This window comes from Streptomyces sp. NPDC003023, from assembly GCF_042888225.1.
GTDB lineage: Bacteria > Actinomycetota > Actinomycetes > Streptomycetales > Streptomycetaceae > Streptomyces.
On the sequence record NZ_JBIAPL010000009.1, the window covers coordinates 47455 to 64979 of the forward strand.

Here is a 17525-nt window from a genome sequence, read left to right on the forward strand (position 1 = left end):
GCTTGGTCATGGCGTGGCCTTGCGGGCGGTGGCGAACCGCGGCCGCTTGTTCAGGTCGGGGTGGTCGGCGGCGTCGGCCCAGCCGGATTCCTCGTTGAAGATCCACGGCACCTGGCCGCCCTGGGTGTCGGCGTGCTCGATGACGACGAGTCCGCCGGGCCGCAGCAGCCGGTGCGCGGTGCGTTCGATGCCGCGGATGGTGTCCAGGCCGTCCTCGCCGGAGAACAGAGCCATCTGCGGGTCGTGGTCGCGGGCCTCCGGCGCGACGTACTCCCACTCGGTGAGGGGGATGTACGGCGGGTTGGAGATGACCAGGTCGACCTGCCCGTCGAGCTCGGGCAGCGCGGTGAGGGCGTCGCCGTGGTGGACGGTGACCCTGGACCCCTCCGCGTTCGTCCGGGTCCACTTCAGGGCGTCCTCCGACAGCTCCACGGCGTGCACGCGCGAGCGCGGCACCTCCTGCGCCATGGCGAGCGCGATGGCGCCGGAGCCGGAGCACAGGTCGACGATGAGCGGTTCGACGACGTCCATGGCCCGTACGGCGTCTATGGCCCAGCCCACGACCGACTCGGTCTCCGGACGGGGCACGAAGACGCCAGGGCCCACCTGGAGCTCCAGGTAGCGGAAGAAGGCGCGCCCGGTGATGTGCTGGAGCGGCTCCCTGGCCTCGCGGCGGGCGACGGCCTCCCAGTAGCGGGCGTCGAAGTCCGCGTCCTTGACGTTGTGGAGCTCCCCCCGCTTCACGCCGTGCACGAACGCGGCCAGTTCCTCCGCGTCGAAGCGCGGCGACGGCACGCCGGCGTCGGCCAGCCGCTGGGTGGCCTGAGCCACCTCGGCAAGCAGCAGATTCACGCGCCTACCCTTCCTGTGACGCTCGTGCGGACCGCCCGCGAACCCGTTCGGGGTTACTGCGCGGCCGCGAGTTTGGCGGCGGAGTCCGCGTCGACGCATGCCTGGATCACGGGGTCCAGCTCTCCGTCGAGCACCTGGTCCAAGTTGTACGCCTTGAAACCGACACGGTGGTCCGAGATCCGGTTTTCCGGGAAGTTGTACGTACGGATCTTCTCGGACCGGTCAACCGTGCGGACCTGGCTGCGGCGGGCGTCCGCGGCTTCCTTCTCGGCCTCCTCCTGGGCTGCGGCGAGCAGCCTGGAGCGCAGGATACGCATGGCCTGCTCCTTGTTCTGGAGCTGGCTCTTCTCGTTCTGGCAGGAGGCGACGATGCCGGTCGGCAGGTGCGTGATGCGCACCGCGGAGTCGGTGGTGTTGACGGACTGGCCGCCGGGACCCGACGAGCGGTAGACGTCGACGCGCAGATCGTTGGCGTGGATCTCGACGTCGATCTCCTCGGCCTCCGGCGTGACGAGCACACCGGCGGCGGAGGTGTGGATACGGCCCTGCGACTCGGTGGCGGGGACGCGCTGCACGCGGTGCACACCGCCCTCGTACTTGAGCCGCGCCCACACGCCCTGGCCGGGCTCCGTGGCTCCCTGGCCGCCCTTGGTCTTGACCGCGACCTGGACGTCCTTGTAGCCGCCGAGCTCGGACTCGGTGGCGTCGATGATCTCGGTCTTCCAGCCGACGCGCTCGGCGTAGCGCAGATACATCCGCAGCAGGTCGCCGGCGAACAGGGCCGACTCGTCGCCGCCCGCGCCGGCCTTGACCTCGAGGATGACGTCCTTGTCGTCGCTGGGGTCGCGCGGGACGAGCAGCAGCCGGAGCTTCTCGGTGAGCGCCTCGCGCTGCTTCTCCAGCTCCTTCACCTCGGCGGCGAAGTCCGGGTCGTCGGCGGCGAATTCGCGCGCCGTGGCGACGTCGTCACCGGTCTGCTTCCAGGAGCGGTACGTGCCGACGATCGGGGTGAGCTCGGCGTAGCGCTTGCTGAGCCTGCGCGCGCCTGCCTGGTCGGCGTGGACCGACGGGTCGGCGAGCTTCTTCTCGAGATCGGCGTGTTCGCCGATCAGTTCCTCGACCGCCTCGAACATCGGGGGCTCCTGGTTTCGTACGCGAAGGGTGGCTGCGGTGGCTGCTCGGAGTGCTTGCGCGGTCTCCGGCTGCCTGCCCGGGCCCGGGGTGCTCGACCGGGCCCGCGGTGCCTGGTGGGTCCCGGTACCGGAGAGGACCCGGTGGCCGGTGGGACCCGGTGCCGGACAGGATCCGGTGCCTGATGGGCCCCGGAGCGCCCGCTCGGACTCGGAGCGCTGCTCAGAACGGACAAAGCGCCGGTCTCGGCCACCCGGGAAATGGGCGGCCAAGGACCGGCGCAGTGGCTCGCTACTTCTTGGCGGAGCCGGCCTTGCCGAAGCGGGCCTCGAAGCGGGCCACGCGGCCACCGGTGTCGAGGATCTTCTGCTTGCCCGTGTAGAACGGGTGGCACTCGGAGCAGACCTCGGCGCGGATGCTGCCGCTCTCGATCGTGCTGTGAGTGGTGAACGACGCGCCACAGGTGCAGCTGACCTGGGTCTCGACGTACTGGGGGTGGATGTCGCGCTTCAAGGTGTCTCCTAGTTTCGGGAGGGCACCGGGTCGCACGGGCGGGATGCTCGTACGTGAACCGGGGCCGACGTACCAGTCTGCCAGGACAGGCCGTATCTCCCAAAACCGGGGTGGTGACGGAAGTATTCCTGGCGCTCCGGGTGGGTATTACTGGCTCTTCACCACGACGGCGGCCTCGCCCTTGTCGCCGGCCGAGTCCTCGACCGCGGAGGCCGGGATCGGCCTGTCCTGCTTGAGCGCGCTCCACACCTGCCGGGCGCCTGCCTCGACCGGGACGACACGGTTGGGGTCGTTCGGGTCGTACTCCACCGGCATTGTGATCATGTGGACGTCCTCGGGGCCCAGGGCGCTGAGCCCCCTGGCGAAGCCCATCAGCTCGTTCACGGAGTCCAGCCCCGCATCGGGCGTGATCGCCTGCGTGCCGGCGTCGGCGAGGTCCAGCAGCTTCTTGGGGTTGCCGAAGACCCCGACGTCCTTGACCTGCTCGATGAACGCCTTCATGAACGCCTGCTGGAGCTGGATGCGCCCCAGGTCGCTGCCGTCGCCGACGCTCTTGCGGGTACGGACCAGGCCGAGGGCCTGCTCGCCGTCCAGGCTGTGGGTGCCGGGCGGGAGGTTCAGATGGCTCTTGCTGTCGTTGATCGGCTGCGTGGTGGTGATGTCGACGCCGCCGAGTTCGTCGATGAGCTTCTTGAAACCGGTGAAGTCGACCTCGATGTAGTGGTCCATGCGGATGCCGGACATCGCCTCGACGGTCTTCACGGCGCAGGCGGGGCCGCCGACCTCGTACGCGGTGTTGAACATCGCCCGCTGCGCGCCGGGGACCGCGGTGCCGTCGCCGGCCGTGCAGGCGGGCCGCTCGACGAGGGTGTCACGCGGTACGGAGACGACGCTCGCCGTCTTGCGGCCCTGGTAGACGTGCACCACCATCGCGGTGTCCGAGCGGGCGGCGCCCTCATCGACGCCGTACTCGGCGTTGCTGCCGGAACGGGAGTCGGAGCCGAGGACCAGGATGTCCATGGAGCCGTTGTCGACGTTCTTGGGGCGGTCCTCCCCCAGTGCCTGGTCGATGTCGACGCCCTGGAGGTTTCCGTTGAGCTTGAAGTAGAGCAGCCCGAGCCCGGAGCCGCCGACGAACACGAGGGCCGCCGCGACCCATGCCGCGACCGTCCACACCCGGCGTGCCGTGGCGTGCTGCCCGCGGCGACTGCCGCCACGGCCGCCGCGGCCGCCTATTCGGCTGCTGCCGCTCTGCTCGCTCATGCTCTCCTCGGCTCTCGGCCCGTCCACCCGGGGTTCGGTGTCGGGCACTGTTTGTCGGTAGTCGTTCAGACGTCGAAGCAGCGAGAAGCGTTGCACGGCGGGATGAGAACTCCTTGAGAACGCGTCGGGCCCACCGCGCGACGCACGGTGGGCCCGACGGACCGTTCCTCGGGCCCGCACTCCGCCCTCACCAGCGCTTTCGGCCGGTGCGGGCGGAGCTTTGAAGGCCCTGCGCCGGACCCTCGCGGGGTCCGGCGGCTGTGGCGAATCTCTTAGTCGTTGCCGTTGCCGGCGGACGGAGTCGTCTTCTGGATCTGCAGCAGGAACTCGCCGTTCGACTTCGTCTGCTTCATCTTGTCGAGCAGCAGCTCGATCGCCTGCTGCTGGTCCAGCGCGTGCAGCACACGACGCAGCTTCCAGGTGACGGCGAGCTCGTCGCTGCCGAGCAGGATCTCTTCCTTACGGGTGCTGGACGCGTCCACGTCCACCGCCGGGAAGATGCGCTTGTCCGAGAGCTTCCGGTCGAGCTTGAGCTCCATGTTGCCGGTGCCCTTGAACTCCTCGAAGATCACCTCGTCCATGCGCGAACCGGTGTCCACCAGCGCCGTCGCGAGGATGGTCAGCGATCCGCCGTCCTCGATGTTGCGCGCGGCACCGAAGAAGCGCTTCGGCGGGTAGAGCGCGGTCGAGTCGACACCACCGGACAGGATGCGCCCGGAGGCCGGGGCCGCGAGGTTGTACGCACGGCCCAGACGGGTGATCGAGTCCAGCAGGACGACCACGTCGTGACCGAGCTCGACGAGACGCTTGGCGCGCTCGATGGCCAGCTCCGCGACCGTGGTGTGGTCCTCCGCGGGGCGGTCGAAGGTCGAGGAGATGACCTCGCCCTTCACCGACCGCTGCATGTCGGTGACCTCTTCCGGACGCTCGTCGACCAGGACGACCATCAGGTGGCACTCGGGGCTGTTGACGGTGATCGCGTTGGCGATCGCCTGCAGGATCATGGTCTTGCCGGTCTTCGGCGGGGCCACGATCAGGCCTCGCTGGCCCTTTCCGATCGGCGACACGAGGTCGATGATCCGGGTCGTCAGGACGCCCGGGTCGGTCTCGAGGCGCAGCCGGTCCTGCGGGTACAGCGGGGTCAGCTTGTTGAACTCCGGCCGTCCGCGCCCGGATTCGGGCGCCATGCCGTTCTGGGAGTCCAGACGGACCAGCGCGTTGAACTTCTCGCGGCGCTCGCCGTCCTTGGGCTGGCGCACGGCACCGGTGACGTGGTCACCCTTGCGCAGGCCGTTCTTGCGGACCTGGGCGAGGGAGACGTACACGTCGTTCGGGCCCGGCAGGTAGCCGGAGGTCCGGATGAACGCGTAGTTGTCGAGGATGTCCAGGATGCCCGCGACGGGGATCAGGACGTCGTCGTCCGCGACCTGCGGCTCGCCGGCCTGGAAGTCGTCACGGCCACGGCGGCCACGGCGGTCGCGGTAGCGGCCGCGGCGTCCACGACGGCCGCCGGCCTCGTCGTCGAAGTCGTCCTGGGGGCCGGTGTTCTGCTGGCCGCCGCCCTGACGCTGCTGGCGCTGGCCACCGCTCTGCTGCTGGTCGTCGCCCTTGCCACGGCGGTCGCGCTGACGCTCACGGCGGTCACCGCGCTCGCCACGCTCACCGCGGTCCCCACGCTCGGCGCGGTCTCCACGCTCCCCGCGCTCGCCACGCTCGCCGCGCTCCCCGCGCTGACCGCGGTCACGACGGCCTTCGGCGGTGTCGGTGGCGGCCTCGGCCTTGGAGTCGGGCTGCGCCTCGGTCCTGACCTCGGCCTTGACCTCGACGGCGGTGTCGCCCCGGCCCTCGGTACGGGTGTCGGGGCTGCCCGCCTGCGCGGTGGCACGACGACGGCGGCGCTCACCGGCCGGCTGGTCCTCGCCCCCGGAGCCCGCGGCCTGGGCGGTGCCCCCGGCGGGCTGTCCCGGGATCTCGATCTGCTGCTGGGCGACGGCCTTCTCGGCCTGGTCCGCCTTCTCGGCCTTCGCCGTCTTCTCGGCGGCCGGAGCGGCGGCGTCATCACCCGTACGGGCCTTGGAGGTGGCGCGGCGCTTCGGCTTGGCCGTGGCCTCGCCGGTACCCGTCTCGGCGCTCTTCGCCGTGGAGGTCCCTCCGGCCTGCGCCTCCTTGATGACCTCGATCAGCTGGCTCTTGCGCATACGCGCGGTGCCCCTGATGCCGAGGCCGGACGCGACCTGCTGCAGCTCGGCCAGGACCATGCCCTCGAGGCCGGTGCCGGAGCGGCGGCGCCGTGAGGTGGTGCCGGAGGCAGCACCTGTGGCGGGCGCGGCGTTGTCGACGTTGTTGTCGGCACTCACGCCCATCAGATCGGTGGTGTCGCTCACGAAGGGTCCTTCCCTGGAGCGGACGTCGGCCTTCTGGCTCGGCGACCGGTTGTGCTGTCCGGCTGCGGTCCTGGGTTGTGGACCGATCCGGAGCGGTGGTCCCGCCGGGAAATTGACGGCGGAGAGAGATACATGCATACGTGCGAGGTCCGGCTCGAGGTCCCCCTGCTCGGCCCACTCCTGGAAAAAGCGAGGGGTGTCGTGCCGGTTCCGGAGCGTGCTCGAAACTGCTCAGGCGGGCTGCTCAAAGCAGTTTGGGGAGGCTCCCGGAAGAATGTGGTCCCGATGGGGGACACAAAGCACCGCGTCGTACAGACGACGGCTGCTGACTTGAGGTTAACACTACCGGCTCCAACAAACATTCCCCCTCTCTCTCACCGGCAATCGTGTGGCGATCGTGTGCCCCTAGGGTGCGAGCGGCAGGACGCTCGCACCGGCGGCGTCGAAGGCGAGCCGGTTGGCCGCCCAGCCCTCGCCCGCCAGGCGTGCGACCTTGTCGGCCGCACTGTCCTCGGCCAGTGCGAGCACCGTGGGGCCCGCACCGGAGATGACTGCGGGGACGCCGTCGGCGCGCAGTCGGTTCACAAGCTCGACGCTCTGCGGCATCGCCGGGGCCCGGTACTCCTGGTGGAGACGGTCCTCCGTGGCGGGAAGCAGCAGTTCGGGACGCCTGGTCAGGGCCTCGACGAGGAGGGCGGCCCGGCCGGCGTTGGTGGCGGCGTCGACATGGGGAACGGTGCGCGGCAGAAGGCCGCGGGCCGTCTCGGTGAGCACGGGATTGCCGGGGACGAAAACCACTGGAACGACGGAATCGGCGGGATCCATCCTGATCGCGCGCGCCGCTCCCGACTCGGTCCAGGCGAGGGTGAATCCGCCGAGGAGGCAGGCCGCGACGTTGTCGGGGTGCCCCTCGATCTCGGTGGCGAGCTCGAGCAGCGCCGCGTCGTCGAGCTTCGCGTCGCCCCCTATCGTCACGGCGCGCGCCGCGACGATGCCGGCGCAGATCGCGGCGGAGGACGAGCCGAGGCCGCGGCCGTGCGGGATGCGGTTGGCGCAGACGACCTCGAGGCCGCGCGGCTGCCCGCCCAGCAGGTCGAAGGCCGTGCGCAGCGCCCGTACGAGCAGGTGGTTCTCGTCGCGGGGCAGGGTCGACGCGCCTTCACCGGCGATGTCGATGTGCAGACCGGAGTCCGCGACCCGGACGACCACGTCGTCGTACAGACCGAGCGACAGCCCGAGGGCATCGAAGCCCGGACCGAGATTGGCGCTGGTTGCGGGGACGCGCACCCGGACGGCGGCGGCGCGGAACGCTGGACCGGCCATCGCTCGACGACTCTCCTTGGTTCTGAACTGCGGGATGTACAAGATGGGTTCGAGAGGCAGGAATACCCGTGGGCCTCGGTGGCGGAAACACCGCGACGGCAAGGACGCCGCGCATATGCGGCCGGGCCGGGTTCGGGTACAGCCTATCGAAGGAAGGTTCACCTGCGACATAGGGCGCACAGGAGGCGCACGATGCGTGTCGCGAGCCTCCTGTGCCTCTACGTGTGGCGTTGTCCGGGTTGCCGTACTTTCCAGTAGCCGACCGGACGGGCAGAAACGTCACGCCTGGGAGAGTCCGGCTTGCGGGCCGAAGCGCTCCCGGGCTTCGTGCCTAAGCGTGCCGGGGCTTCGTGCCGAAGCGTGCCGGGCTTGACGCCGAAGCGCTCCGAGACCTCATGCGCAGGCCCTCCCGGGCCTCACGCCGAAGCCCTCCCAGGCCTCACGCCCCAGGCGTGCGGAAACGTCACGCCAGGCCGAGGCGCTCCGCGGCCGCGACCGCGTCGACCGGGACGGTGACCGGCTGGGGCGCTCCGGCGACCGCCCAGTCGGGGTCCTTGAGGCCGTTGCCCGTGACCGTGCACACGATCTTCTGGCCCCGGTCGACCTTGCCCTGCTCGGCGGCCTTCAGCAGACCGGCGACCGAAGCGGCCGACGCCGGCTCGACGAAGACACCCTCCTGGGACGCCAACAGCCGGTAGGCACGCAGGATCTCACGGTCCGTCACCTCGTCGATGAAGCCGCCGGACTCCTCGCGCGCGGCCAGCGCCTGCGTCCAGGAGGCGGGGTTGCCGATCCGGATCGCGGTCGCGATCGTCGACGGGTCCTTGACGATCTCGCCCCGCACGATCGGCGCGGAACCGGACGCCTGGAAGCCCCACATACGGGGGGTGCGGGAGGACACGGAGTCCGCCGCGTACTCCTTGTACCCCTTCCAGTACGCCGTGATGTTGCCGGCGTTGCCGACGGGCAGCACATGGATGTCGGGGGCGTCACCGAGCGCGTCGACGATCTCGAACGACGCGGTCTTCTGGCCCTCGATCCGGTACGGGTTGACCGAATTGACCAGCGCCACCGGGTAGTTCTCCGAGAGGCCGCGGGCCAGGCTGAGGCAGTCGTCGAAGTTGCCGTCGACCTGAAGGATCTTCGAGCCGTAGACCAGCGCCTGGCCCATCTTGCCGAGCGCGATCTTGCCCTGCGGCACGAGGACCGCGCAGACCATCCCGGCGCGCACCGCGTACGCGGCGGCGGAGGCGGACGTGTTACCGGTGGAGGCGCAGATGACGGCCTGCGCGCCCTCCTCCTTGGCCTTGGTGATCGCCATGGTCATTCCGCGGTCCTTGAAGGACCCGGTGGGGTTGGCGCCCTCGACCTTGAGGTGCACCTCGCAGCCCGTGCGCTCGGAGAGGACCTGCGCCGGGACGAGCGGCGTGCCACCCTCGCGGAGCGTGACGACCGGCGTCGTGTCCGTGACCGGAAGACGGTCCCGGTACTCCTCGATGATGCCGCGCCACTGGTGGGTGCCGTTGGTGGTCATGGGTCCCTTACTCCCCTTCAACACGCATGATGCTGGCGACACCGCGCACGGTGTCGAGCTTGCGCAGCGCCTCGACGGTCCCGGAGAGGGCGGCGTCGGGCGCGCGGTGGGTGACGACGACGAGGGACGCCTCGCCGTCCTTTCCCTGCTGACGGACGGTGTCGATCGACACCCCGTGTTCGGCGAAGACCGTCGCGACCTGGGCGAGGACGCCCGGCTTGTCGGCAACGTCGAGACTGATGTGGTACCGCGTCACCACGTCGCCCATGGGGCTCACCGGCAGCTGGGTGTACGCGGACTCCCCGGGCCCCGTCGCCTCGGCGAGCTTGTTGCGGCACACGGCGACGAGGTCGCCGAGGACGGCCGACGCGGTCGGCGAGCCGCCGGCGCCGGGGCCGTAGAACATCAGCTGTCCGGCGGCCTCCGCCTCGACGAAGACCGCGTTGTACGCCTCACGGACGGAGGCGAGCGGGTGGCTGAGCGGGATCATCGCCGGGTGCACGCGGGCGGTCACCGACTGCCCGTCCGCCGCACGCTCGCAGATGGCGAGCAGCTTGACGGTGCAGCCCATGCGCTTGGCGGAGGCCATGTCGGCGGAGGTGACCTCGGTGAGGCCCTCGCGGTAGACGTCGTCGAGCCGTACGCGGGTGTGGAAGGCGATCCCGGCGAGGATGGCGGCCTTGGCGGCGGCGTCGAAGCCCTCGACATCGGCGGTCGGGTCGGCCTCCGCGTATCCGAGGGCCGTGGCCTCGTCCAAGGCCTCCGAGTAGCCGGCGCCGGACCGCTCCATCTTGTCGAGGATGAAGTTCGTCGTGCCGTTGACGATGCCCAGCACGCGGTTGACCTTGTCACCCGCGAGGGACTCGCGCAGCGGCCTGATCAGCGGGATCGCACCGGCGACAGCCGCCTCGAAGTACAGGTCGCGACCGTGCTGCTGCGCCGCGGCGTAGAGGGTCGCCCCGTCCTCCGCGAGCAGCGCCTTGTTGGCGGAGACGACGGACGCGCCGTGCTCGAACGCGGTGGTGATGAGGGTCCTGGCCGGCTCGATTCCGCCGATGACCTCGACGACGACGTCGATGTCCCCGCGTTTCACGAGCGCGGTCGCGTCCGTGGTGATGAGCGCCGGGTCGATGCCCTCGCGCACCTTGGAGGGGCGGCGGACGGCCACCCCGGCGAGCTCCACCGGGGCGCCGATACGCGCGGCGAGGTCGTCGGCGTGCGTCGTCATGATGCGCGCCACCTCTGAGCCGACCACTCCACAGCCCAGCAGCGCCACCTTCAGCGGACGCGTACGCATCATCCGACCTCGCTTCTCATTACTTCTACGATGGGGACCAGTCTCACTTACCGGACGAGAGTTTCTGTACCTCGTCCGGCATACGAGACATCTATCTCAGCTATCCGACGTCGAGACGCAGGAGATCTTCCTCCGTCTCACGCCGGACGATCACCCGCGCCGCACCGTCCGCGACGGCGACGACAGGCGGGCGAAGTGCGTGGTTGTAGTTGCTGGCCATGGAACGGCAGTACGCGCCGGTGGCCGGCACGGCGATCAGATCGCCGGGCGCGAGGTCGGCCGGCAGGAACGCGTCCTTGACCACGATGTCGCCACTCTCACAGTGCTTGCCGACGACACGGCTCAGCATGGGAGCGGCCTCGGAGGTGCGGGAGACGAGGACGACGCTGTACTCGGCGTCGTACAGCGCGGTGCGGATGTTGTCCGACATGCCGCCGTCGACGCTCACGTACGTCCGCAGTCCCTCGAGCGGCTTGACCGTGCCGACCTCGTAGAGGGTGAAGGCGGTGGGCCCCACGATGGCGCGACCGGGCTCGACGGAGATACGGGGAGTGCGCAGCTTCGCCGCCTCGCACTCACGGGTGACGATCTCGGTGAGCGCCTTGGCGATCTCGTGCGGCTCGCGCGGGTCGTCGTCCGACGTGTACGCGATGCCGAGGCCGCCGCCCAGGTCGATCTCCGGCAGCTCGATGCCGTGCTCGTCCCTGACCTCGGCCAGCAGTTGCACGACACGGCGGGCGGAGACCTCGAAGCCGGCCATGTCGAAGATCTGCGAGCCGATGTGGGAGTGGATTCCGATGAGCTCCAGGCTGTCGAGCTGCAGCGCCCGGCGCACGGCCTCCGCGGCCTGGCCGCCGGCGAGGGCGATGCCGAACTTCTGGTCCTCGTGGGCGGTCGCGATGAACTCGTGGGTGTGCGCTTCGACGCCGACGGTGACGCGGATCTGGACCTTCTGCCGCTTGCCCAGCTCCCGCGCGATGTGCGCGACGCGGACGATCTCCTGGAACGAGTCGAGCACGATCCGCCCGACGCCCGTCTCGACCGCGCGGCGGATCTCCCGCTCGGACTTGTTGTTGCCGTGGAAGGCGATGCGCTCCGCGGGCATCCCGGCGTCGAGCGCGGTGGCCAGCTCGCCGCCAGAGCAGACGTCGAGGTTGAGCCCCTCCTCCGCCAGCCAGCGGACGATCGCGCGGGAGAGGAACGCCTTGCCCGCGTAGAAGACGTCCGCGTCCTTCCCGAAGGCCTCGGCCCAGGCGCGGCAGCGGGCGCGGAAGTCGGTCTCGTCGAGGAAGTAGGCGGGGGTGCCGAACTCCTCGGCCAGCCTGGTCACTTCGATCCCGCCGACGGTGACGACACCGTCCGTGCCGCGACTGACGGTCGCGGCCCACACCTTGGAGTCCAGGGCGTTGAGGTCGGTGGGCGGGGCGCTGTAGTGACCCTCGGGAAGCACGTCGGCGTGACGGGGACCGGCAGGGTGTGCGGATCGGCTCATCGGTCTGCTCTCTCACATCTCACAGGTGTTCGGGTGCGCTGATGCCGAGCAGGGACAGGCCACCGGCGAGCACCGTCCCGGCGGCTTCGGCAAGAGCGAGCCGGGAACGGTGGGCGGCCGTGGGTTTCTCGTCCCCGACGGGCAGCACGGTGTGCTGGAAGGAGAGGAGAGCGTCGGCGGTGACTTCCAGATGGCGGGCCAGCCGGTCGGGCGCGCGCAGCCGCGCGGCGTCGGCGAGGACGGCGGGACGGTCGCCGACGGCGGCGGCGAGGGCGGGGGCGTCGACGTACTCTTCCGGGCTTGCGGTGAACCCGAGCGCGGCGGCATTGCGGGTGAGGGCGCGGGCGCGGGAGTGCGCGTACCGCACGCGGAACAGCGGATTGCGCTCGTGCTGCACCAGCAGCGTCCGCTCGTCGGTCTTCGGCCTGTCGTGCGCGGCTGCGGCAAGCAGCGCCCAGCGGGCGGCGTCGACGCCGAGGCGGCGGAGCAGGGTCGCGGCGTCCTCTTCCGCCGGGACGGGCATGACGTCGGCCCGCTCCGGCCGGCCGCGCGCCTCTTCCGCATCGAGCCGCACTCCGAGGTCCGCCCAGAGCGGGTCGGCTACGCCTTCGCAGACAGCGGCTGCGGCGATGCCCTGCGACAACAGGATCCGGCGAAGCGTGTCGGCCGTGACGGCCGCGCGCACGTCGGCGCGGCAGGTCAGCCGCGCGCTCTGCCCGGCCGGCTCGATCCACCCATGGTTCGTGCCCTGGTCCAGAACCGCTCGCACGAGCTGCTGCTGGTTCTCCGGTGCCAGGGTGATGTTGAGGAAGCCGGGGCCGGTGACGTCGACGGCTGCGATCCCGGGGGCCGCGGCGATGCGCCGCCCCAGCTCCGCGGCCACGTCGGCGGCGGGCCGCCCGGCCTGCCGGGCCAGCCGCAGCGCGATCCCGGTGGCGTAGTCCCCGCGCCCTCCGGGCCGCGGCCGCTCGATCTTCACGCTGCCGATGCCGTCGGGCGAGTCGACCCGCAGCGCACCGTCCTCCACGGCACGGCACACGGCGTGCCGGACGGTACGGGAGAGCTCGGCGGGGGTCACGGGACAAGCGTATGGGAGGAAGGGGGGCACTTCGCGAACCGGTTTCGCCATGCGGGCAACGATGCCGACGACGAGACGGTCAGCCCCGCGCGCTCCCTGCCCGCCCGGCTCCATGCCGGCCGTCTACTGACGGCGGGCCCTCCCCCGGCTTCAGGCGCATCAACTGCCGCACGATCCGAACCAGCTCGGTCGGCTCGAAGGGCTTGGCGAGAAACGCGTCCACCCCGGCGGCGACGCCGCTGTCCACCTCGTACTGGGTGCAGGCGCTGATGATCGCCAGCGGAATGCCACTCGTCCGCGGGTCGTCCCGCAGCAGCGCGGCGGTCCGCAGACCGTCGAGGCGCGGCATGACGACGTCGAGCGTGACGACGTCGGGCTGCACCTGGTGCACGACATCCAGACACTCGGCACCATCGGCCGCGGTCACGACCTCGAAGCCCTCCAGCTCGAGGTTGACCCTGATCAGCTGCCGAATCACCCGGTTGTCATCGACAACGAGCACTCGGCCGGACGCGCCGGACACAACTCGAGAGTAGGTCCGCCGGCCCGGCTGCGTCCGGGTTTTCCCCACTTCCGACCCGTGCGGGCGAAGCAGGGGCACGGTGAGGCACCACGGGGCGCAGCACGCATGATCGTTCACACCCGCCCCACCAGCCCCCAACCGCCTCTCGCGGCTCGCTCCAGGACCCGAAATACCTGTTCACGGACACCCTTCGGGAGCTGGTAGGGTTCTACCCGTCGCCACGCAGCAGCGCGGCGCACGCCCCCGTAGCTCAGGGGATAGAGCAACGGCCTCCGGAGCCGTGTGCGCAGGTTCGAATCCTGCCGGGGGCACCTCGAAGTAGGTGCCCAAAGACCCCGCCACCAGCGAGAACGCTGAGGACGGGGTCTTCGCGTATGTGCAGACGTGTGCGGCCCGAAGCGGCCGTATGTCGAAGCCTGTAAACGAGGCGTGGACGGGATCTTGGAACATCGTTGCAGGTGGCAACGCACCAGCAGTGGACTGCGCACTGGTCCCCTCGGTACCCGCTTCCGGCCATGCCGGGCTGCCGGCACGTGGCCGACGGCCTGCGCCCGAACTACGACGAACAGCTCCTGGTGATTGGCGAGGCAGGTGTCGCACAGGGGGTAGCCCCCAGGTCGTAGCAGACGCAGGGCTCGAACCATCTGGCGAACTTGCCGTTCGTCTGGAACGTGGACGGCCCTGGCCCCTTGAATCGCCTGGCCGGAGTGCGGGTACTGGCACTCGTCCGGTAGCGGTGCCGTGCACGGCAGTCCAAAGGTCAGGAAGGTACCGAGCGCGGTGTGCGGCTGGCACTGGGCTCTCGGGCTCAGCGGAGCTCAGAGCTACCTCAAGTTCGGTTTCACCCCTCGCTGCGAGGTGAGAACTCCGGCATGGCAGCGATGGACTGGGGCACCGTCCCCACTTGGGCGAGCGCGTTCCTGACGGGTGGATCGTTGTTGCTTGGCTTCTACATTCTGCTGCGCGACCGGCGGAAGGAGGAGAGAGCCGAGGCGCGCAAGCTAGTCTTCAACGTCCATTGGGAGGGCGATGGCTCCCGCACCATTCGCGTAACCAACGTGTCCGAGCGCGCGTTCCTGTACGTCGGCTTGTTCAACGGCGATCAGTGGGAGTACTCCTTTGGGAATGCCGAGTACGCGGGCGATGGCCCCATGCATGCCGGCGAGTTTCGGGTATACCGCCATGATGGTTCAGCTTCAGGGGCTCTAGCAGCGCGATTCCAGGACGCGGACGGCCAGAACTGGGTCAAGATTTTCGATACGCATCGACTGATCCGGGCTCCGCAAGACGCCATCAGGGCACGGCATTTTGAACGGCGTCTGGCCACCAAAGTGCGCCGGACCGACGAGGCCTGGGCGCTACCTGCGCCCCGCCGATGGGACCGCGTTCGCCATCCTCTGCCACGCATTCACCGATAGCTAAGCGTTGCCTCGTAAATGATCTTTGACGTGCTGGATGACCTAACTCGCTACTCGTTGACCCGGTGAGGGTGAGGTTGTCAGGCGAGCGATGCCGAGCACGACGTGGTGGACGTCGTCGCCTTTGAGGCGGCAATCGCGGAGGCTCTTCCAGCTCTTCATGCGGGCGAAGGCTTGCTTGACGCGTGCGCGGACCCTGCAGTGGAAGGTGGTGTGATCCTCTTTCCAGGCAGGTAGTTCGGTCTGCCGCGTTCGCGTCGATGTGGACTGACCAGGCCGGTACCGCGGTAGCCACCGTCCGCGATGACCGTGGTCCTGCCCACGGCGTCCTTAGCGCCGGAAAGCTCCCATGCCTTGCAGTCGTGAGCATCGCCGCAGGTAAGGCTCAAAACGCGGGAGGCCCCGGGAAAGATGCCCAGGGCCTCCGTGTTGGTGCAGGACGCCTCACTCGTACTCGCGAAGCAGATCCTCGATACGCCGGTCGGCGACGTCCTGCCGCCCATCCAGGCACTTCGCGTAGCGGGTCAGCAGGACCTCGACGCTGTTGCCAGCGCGTTCGGCCACCTCGGTCAGGTCGACACCCGCGTTGAGCCACGTCGACAGAGCCGAGTACCGAAGGTCATACGGCTGACTCGCGAGCGGCGAGGCCGCGACGGCCGGCGGAAGCGCGAGGAGCCGGGCCTCCTGCCACGCGCGGTAGTACGTCGAAGACGGGACAACCGAACCCTTCTCACTGAAGAACAGCCGCCCGTCATCAGCCGTGCCGAAGGTGGCCAGGTATTCACGGAGCATGGCGACGAGGTGGGGCGGGATAGGCACCCGCCTGACGTCCTCGGTCGGACGGTTCTTCAGCCCGCGGTCGTCGTGAGTCTCCCCCGAGTCGGTCCACTGCTTGCCGACCGACGGACGGGTCCGGTGGAGCAGCGCCGAGCCCCAGCCCGGCTCCGGAAGGATCAGGTCCGTCTCGACGAGGCCGACCGCTTCAGCCGGCCGGAGGCCACCGAAGTACATGGCGGCGAAAAGACCCACGAGGCGACGACCACGAGCGCGTCGGTAACCGCCCACGTAGGAGACGGCCGCCAGTAGATTGCGAGCCTGCTCCGGGTTGGCGACAACCCGTGGGTCAACCTGGTTGGACACCTTCGGTTTCTGCCAGCGGACAGCCGTGATCGGGTTCTCGCGCAGCTCCCCCCAGGTCGACGGCGTAATTCGCGGCGTTGACGAGCGTCCGGCGCTTACGCCTCACGGTCTCCGCCGCTGCTGCCGTGCCGTCGAGCTTGAGTTTCAGTGAGTCGAGGACCGCGCGAGCCATGGCGGGTTCAGCGAGATCGGCGAGCGGTCGGGACGCCTTGGACACCTAGTGGAGAACGTTCCGCACGTCGTCCGGCACCTGCCGATCGTCAGGCCCCGGTAGCACGAAGGCCCAGTTGCGCAGTGCTTTGCGGATTGCATCGTCGGACGGCCGCCCTGCACGCTCCTCGAGGAGTTCCAGCGTCACGCTTGGTGAGGGATTCGTTGATGCCGTCTCGCGTATTGGGGGCGGCATGGGGCCACTTCATGGCGAGGTACCTGAGAGCGAAGGCGTACCACGACACGGCCGACTTCTTCTCTTCCATCGAGGCCGGGAGGCCGAGGGCATCACGCGGCAACTCGAGGAGCTCGTCCAGCACCTGGCCCCCGAATCCATCGACCTCCTGGACGTCGGCGGAGACATCCTCGCCAAGGGCGACGAGCCAACGCTCCGCAGCCCGCTGGCTGATGTCCTCACCCCCTCGCCGCATGCTGCCAACTCAACGCTCCAGTCCGGCTCCTGGTCGCCGGACCTGGCCTGGACGGTGAAGTCCCGGCCGAGGATCTGCGCGACCGCCTGGGTGCATCAGTCCTGACGCTCACAGCCGAGCACGTCCATCCGGTCAGCTCCGTACTGGAGTGGCACCCGTCCGAAGCAACGGCGATGCTCGCGGCGACCGCCCGAGGCATCCGGGGCCTATGCGAAGTCAGGGACGCCGGCCTGCCAGTGCCCCTCACCGACGAAGGGCCCACCGTCCACGAAGCGGACCTGGACGACGCCCTCCAACGGAACGAGCTCGCACGAGCCCCTCTGTCGACGGAAACTCTGGACGAGGCTGAGGGGCACAGCCGCGAGATCTGCGGATACTCGGAGATCGATTACGAGCGCAACAAGGCCAGTTGGCTCGGGAGCCAGCCGGTGCAAGAGCTCGATCCCGAAGCCACGCTCCAGCGACTCAACCAGTTCGAGGCCGAAGCCCGCTCCCGCGGAGTCAGCCATACGACGTTCCGTCGGATCACGGAGGCCCTTGGGCTCAACGGCAAGCAGCGCGAGGACCTGAGAGCTCTCCTGATCAACAGCCGCCCGGACCAGTACGCATCCCCACTCTGGCGTATCTCTTCCGAGGCCTGAGTAACATCTTTCCTTACGGGTTCAAGGCGGCTCGCTCCGCTCCCCGCGCGCAGGCCCGGCCCCCGGCCGGGCTTGCGCTCCTGTCTCCGCCCCGCTCCAACCCGGCCGGCGCCCGGGCCGCGCCCACGACGATCAGCAGCCTGATGACAGAGAAGGGCACATCGCGGCTGGGGCGGTCGGCTCCACGGCTTTAGCCACCTCCCCAGTCAGGGTCCCGCGTCGAGCAAGACCAGGGGGCCACTCGTGCTCATTGCGGTCAGGCTCAAAGCCTGCCCGAGTTGCTGGCCAGCGTACG

12 protein-coding genes, 1 tRNA gene and 3 pseudogenes are annotated in these 17525 nt (G+C 69.6%); 3 read left to right on the top strand and 13 right to left on the bottom strand.

The window, feature by feature from the left end; all coding sequences use genetic code 11:
* Window positions 1–6 precede the first annotated feature (6 nt).
* From prmC to ACFYV1_RS26340, 11 genes are all read right to left on the bottom strand, one after another.
* On the bottom strand, window positions 7–852 hold the full coding sequence (gene prmC / locus ACFYV1_RS26290; RefSeq protein WP_389398056.1) for a peptide chain release factor N(5)-glutamine methyltransferase: 846 nt from the start codon (window positions 850–852) through the stop codon (window positions 7–9).
* Between the two features lie 53 nt (window positions 853–905).
* Window positions 906–1985, bottom strand: coding sequence for a peptide chain release factor 1 (gene prfA, locus ACFYV1_RS26295; RefSeq protein WP_389398057.1), 1080 nt, complete (start codon window positions 1983–1985; stop codon window positions 906–908).
* 289 nt (window positions 1986–2274) lie between these two features.
* Entirely contained in the window at window positions 2275–2496 is a 222-nt protein-coding gene (rpmE, locus tag ACFYV1_RS26300) for a 50S ribosomal protein L31 (RefSeq protein WP_389398058.1), read from the bottom strand.
* Window positions 2497–2643: 147 nt separating this feature from the next.
* Complete coding sequence (locus ACFYV1_RS26305; protein WP_389398059.1) at window positions 2644–3759, bottom strand: LCP family protein; 1116 nt, start codon at window positions 3757–3759, stop codon at window positions 2644–2646.
* Between the two features lie 272 nt (window positions 3760–4031).
* Window positions 4032–6143 (bottom strand): transcription termination factor Rho, encoded by a 2112-nt coding sequence (gene rho, locus ACFYV1_RS26310; protein ID WP_389398060.1) that lies wholly within the window; start codon window positions 6141–6143, stop codon window positions 4032–4034.
* A 405-nt stretch (window positions 6144–6548) separates the two neighbouring features.
* Complete coding sequence (thrB, locus tag ACFYV1_RS26315) at window positions 6549–7466, bottom strand: homoserine kinase (RefSeq protein ID WP_389398061.1); 918 nt, start codon at window positions 7464–7466, stop codon at window positions 6549–6551.
* Window positions 7467–7929: 463 nt separating this feature from the next.
* Window positions 7930–9000, bottom strand: a complete 1071-nt coding sequence (thrC, locus tag ACFYV1_RS26320; protein ID WP_389398062.1) for a threonine synthase — start codon at window positions 8998–9000, stop codon at window positions 7930–7932.
* A 7-nt stretch (window positions 9001–9007) separates the two neighbouring features.
* Window positions 9008–10297, bottom strand: a complete 1290-nt coding sequence (locus ACFYV1_RS26325) for a homoserine dehydrogenase (RefSeq protein WP_389398235.1) — start codon at window positions 10295–10297, stop codon at window positions 9008–9010.
* 100 nt (window positions 10298–10397) lie between these two features.
* Entirely contained in the window at window positions 10398–11789 is a 1392-nt protein-coding gene (lysA, locus tag ACFYV1_RS26330) for a diaminopimelate decarboxylase (RefSeq protein WP_389398063.1), read from the bottom strand.
* A gap of 19 nt (window positions 11790–11808) precedes the next feature.
* Complete coding sequence (gene nrtL / locus ACFYV1_RS26335; protein ID WP_389398064.1) at window positions 11809–12867, bottom strand: ArgS-related anticodon-binding protein NrtL; 1059 nt, start codon at window positions 12865–12867, stop codon at window positions 11809–11811.
* 79 nt (window positions 12868–12946) lie between these two features.
* Window positions 12947–13438, bottom strand: a complete 492-nt coding sequence (locus tag ACFYV1_RS26340) for a response regulator (protein WP_389398065.1) — start codon at window positions 13436–13438, stop codon at window positions 12947–12949.
* A gap of 191 nt (window positions 13439–13629) precedes the next feature.
* Between ACFYV1_RS26340 and ACFYV1_RS26345 the strand changes: the two genes are divergently transcribed.
* Window positions 13630–13701: transfer RNA gene (locus ACFYV1_RS26345), tRNA-Arg, on the top strand.
* 561 nt (window positions 13702–14262) lie between these two features.
* Window positions 14263–14808 (top strand): hypothetical protein, encoded by a 546-nt coding sequence (locus ACFYV1_RS26350; protein ID WP_389398066.1) that lies wholly within the window; start codon window positions 14263–14265, stop codon window positions 14806–14808.
* Window positions 14809–14889: 81 nt separating this feature from the next.
* Here ACFYV1_RS26350 and ACFYV1_RS26355 read toward each other — a convergent pair.
* Together ACFYV1_RS26355 and ACFYV1_RS26360 are read right to left on the bottom strand one after the other, a co-directional pair.
* Window positions 14890–15182 (bottom strand): annotated as a pseudogene (locus tag ACFYV1_RS26355) (transposase family protein); the annotation flags it as partial.
* Window positions 15183–15252: 70 nt separating this feature from the next.
* Window positions 15253–16442 (bottom strand): annotated as a pseudogene (locus tag ACFYV1_RS26360) (tyrosine-type recombinase/integrase); the annotation flags it as partial.
* On the opposite strand from ACFYV1_RS26360, the pseudogene ACFYV1_RS26365 reads away from it, so the two are divergent.
* Window positions 16437–17230, top strand: a pseudogene (locus tag ACFYV1_RS26365) (DUF1152 domain-containing protein); the annotation flags it as partial. The pseudogenes ACFYV1_RS26360 and ACFYV1_RS26365 sit on opposite strands and share 6 nt — an antisense overlap.
* Window positions 17231–17525 lie beyond the last annotated feature (295 nt).

Excerpts from the sequence above, each read along its gene's own strand:
- prfA (WP_389398057.1), bottom strand. The coding sequence starts at position 1,985 with ATGTTCGAGGCGGTCGAGGAACTGATCGGCGAACACGCCGATCTCGAG.
- ACFYV1_RS26305 (WP_389398059.1), bottom strand. The coding sequence starts at position 3,759 with ATGAGCGAGCAGAGCGGCAGCAGCCGAATAGGCGGCCGCGGCGGCCGT.
- thrB (WP_389398061.1), bottom strand. The coding sequence starts at position 7,466 with ATGGCCGGTCCAGCGTTCCGCGCCGCCGCCGTCCGGGTGCGCGTCCCC.
- thrC (WP_389398062.1), bottom strand. The coding sequence starts at position 9,000 with ATGACCACCAACGGCACCCACCAGTGGCGCGGCATCATCGAGGAGTAC.
- ACFYV1_RS26325 (WP_389398235.1), bottom strand. The coding sequence starts at position 10,297 with ATGCGTACGCGTCCGCTGAAGGTGGCGCTGCTGGGCTGTGGAGTGGTC.
- lysA (WP_389398063.1), bottom strand. The coding sequence starts at position 11,789 with ATGAGCCGATCCGCACACCCTGCCGGTCCCCGTCACGCCGACGTGCTT.
- ACFYV1_RS26350 (WP_389398066.1), top strand. The coding sequence starts at position 14,263 with ATGGCAGCGATGGACTGGGGCACCGTCCCCACTTGGGCGAGCGCGTTC.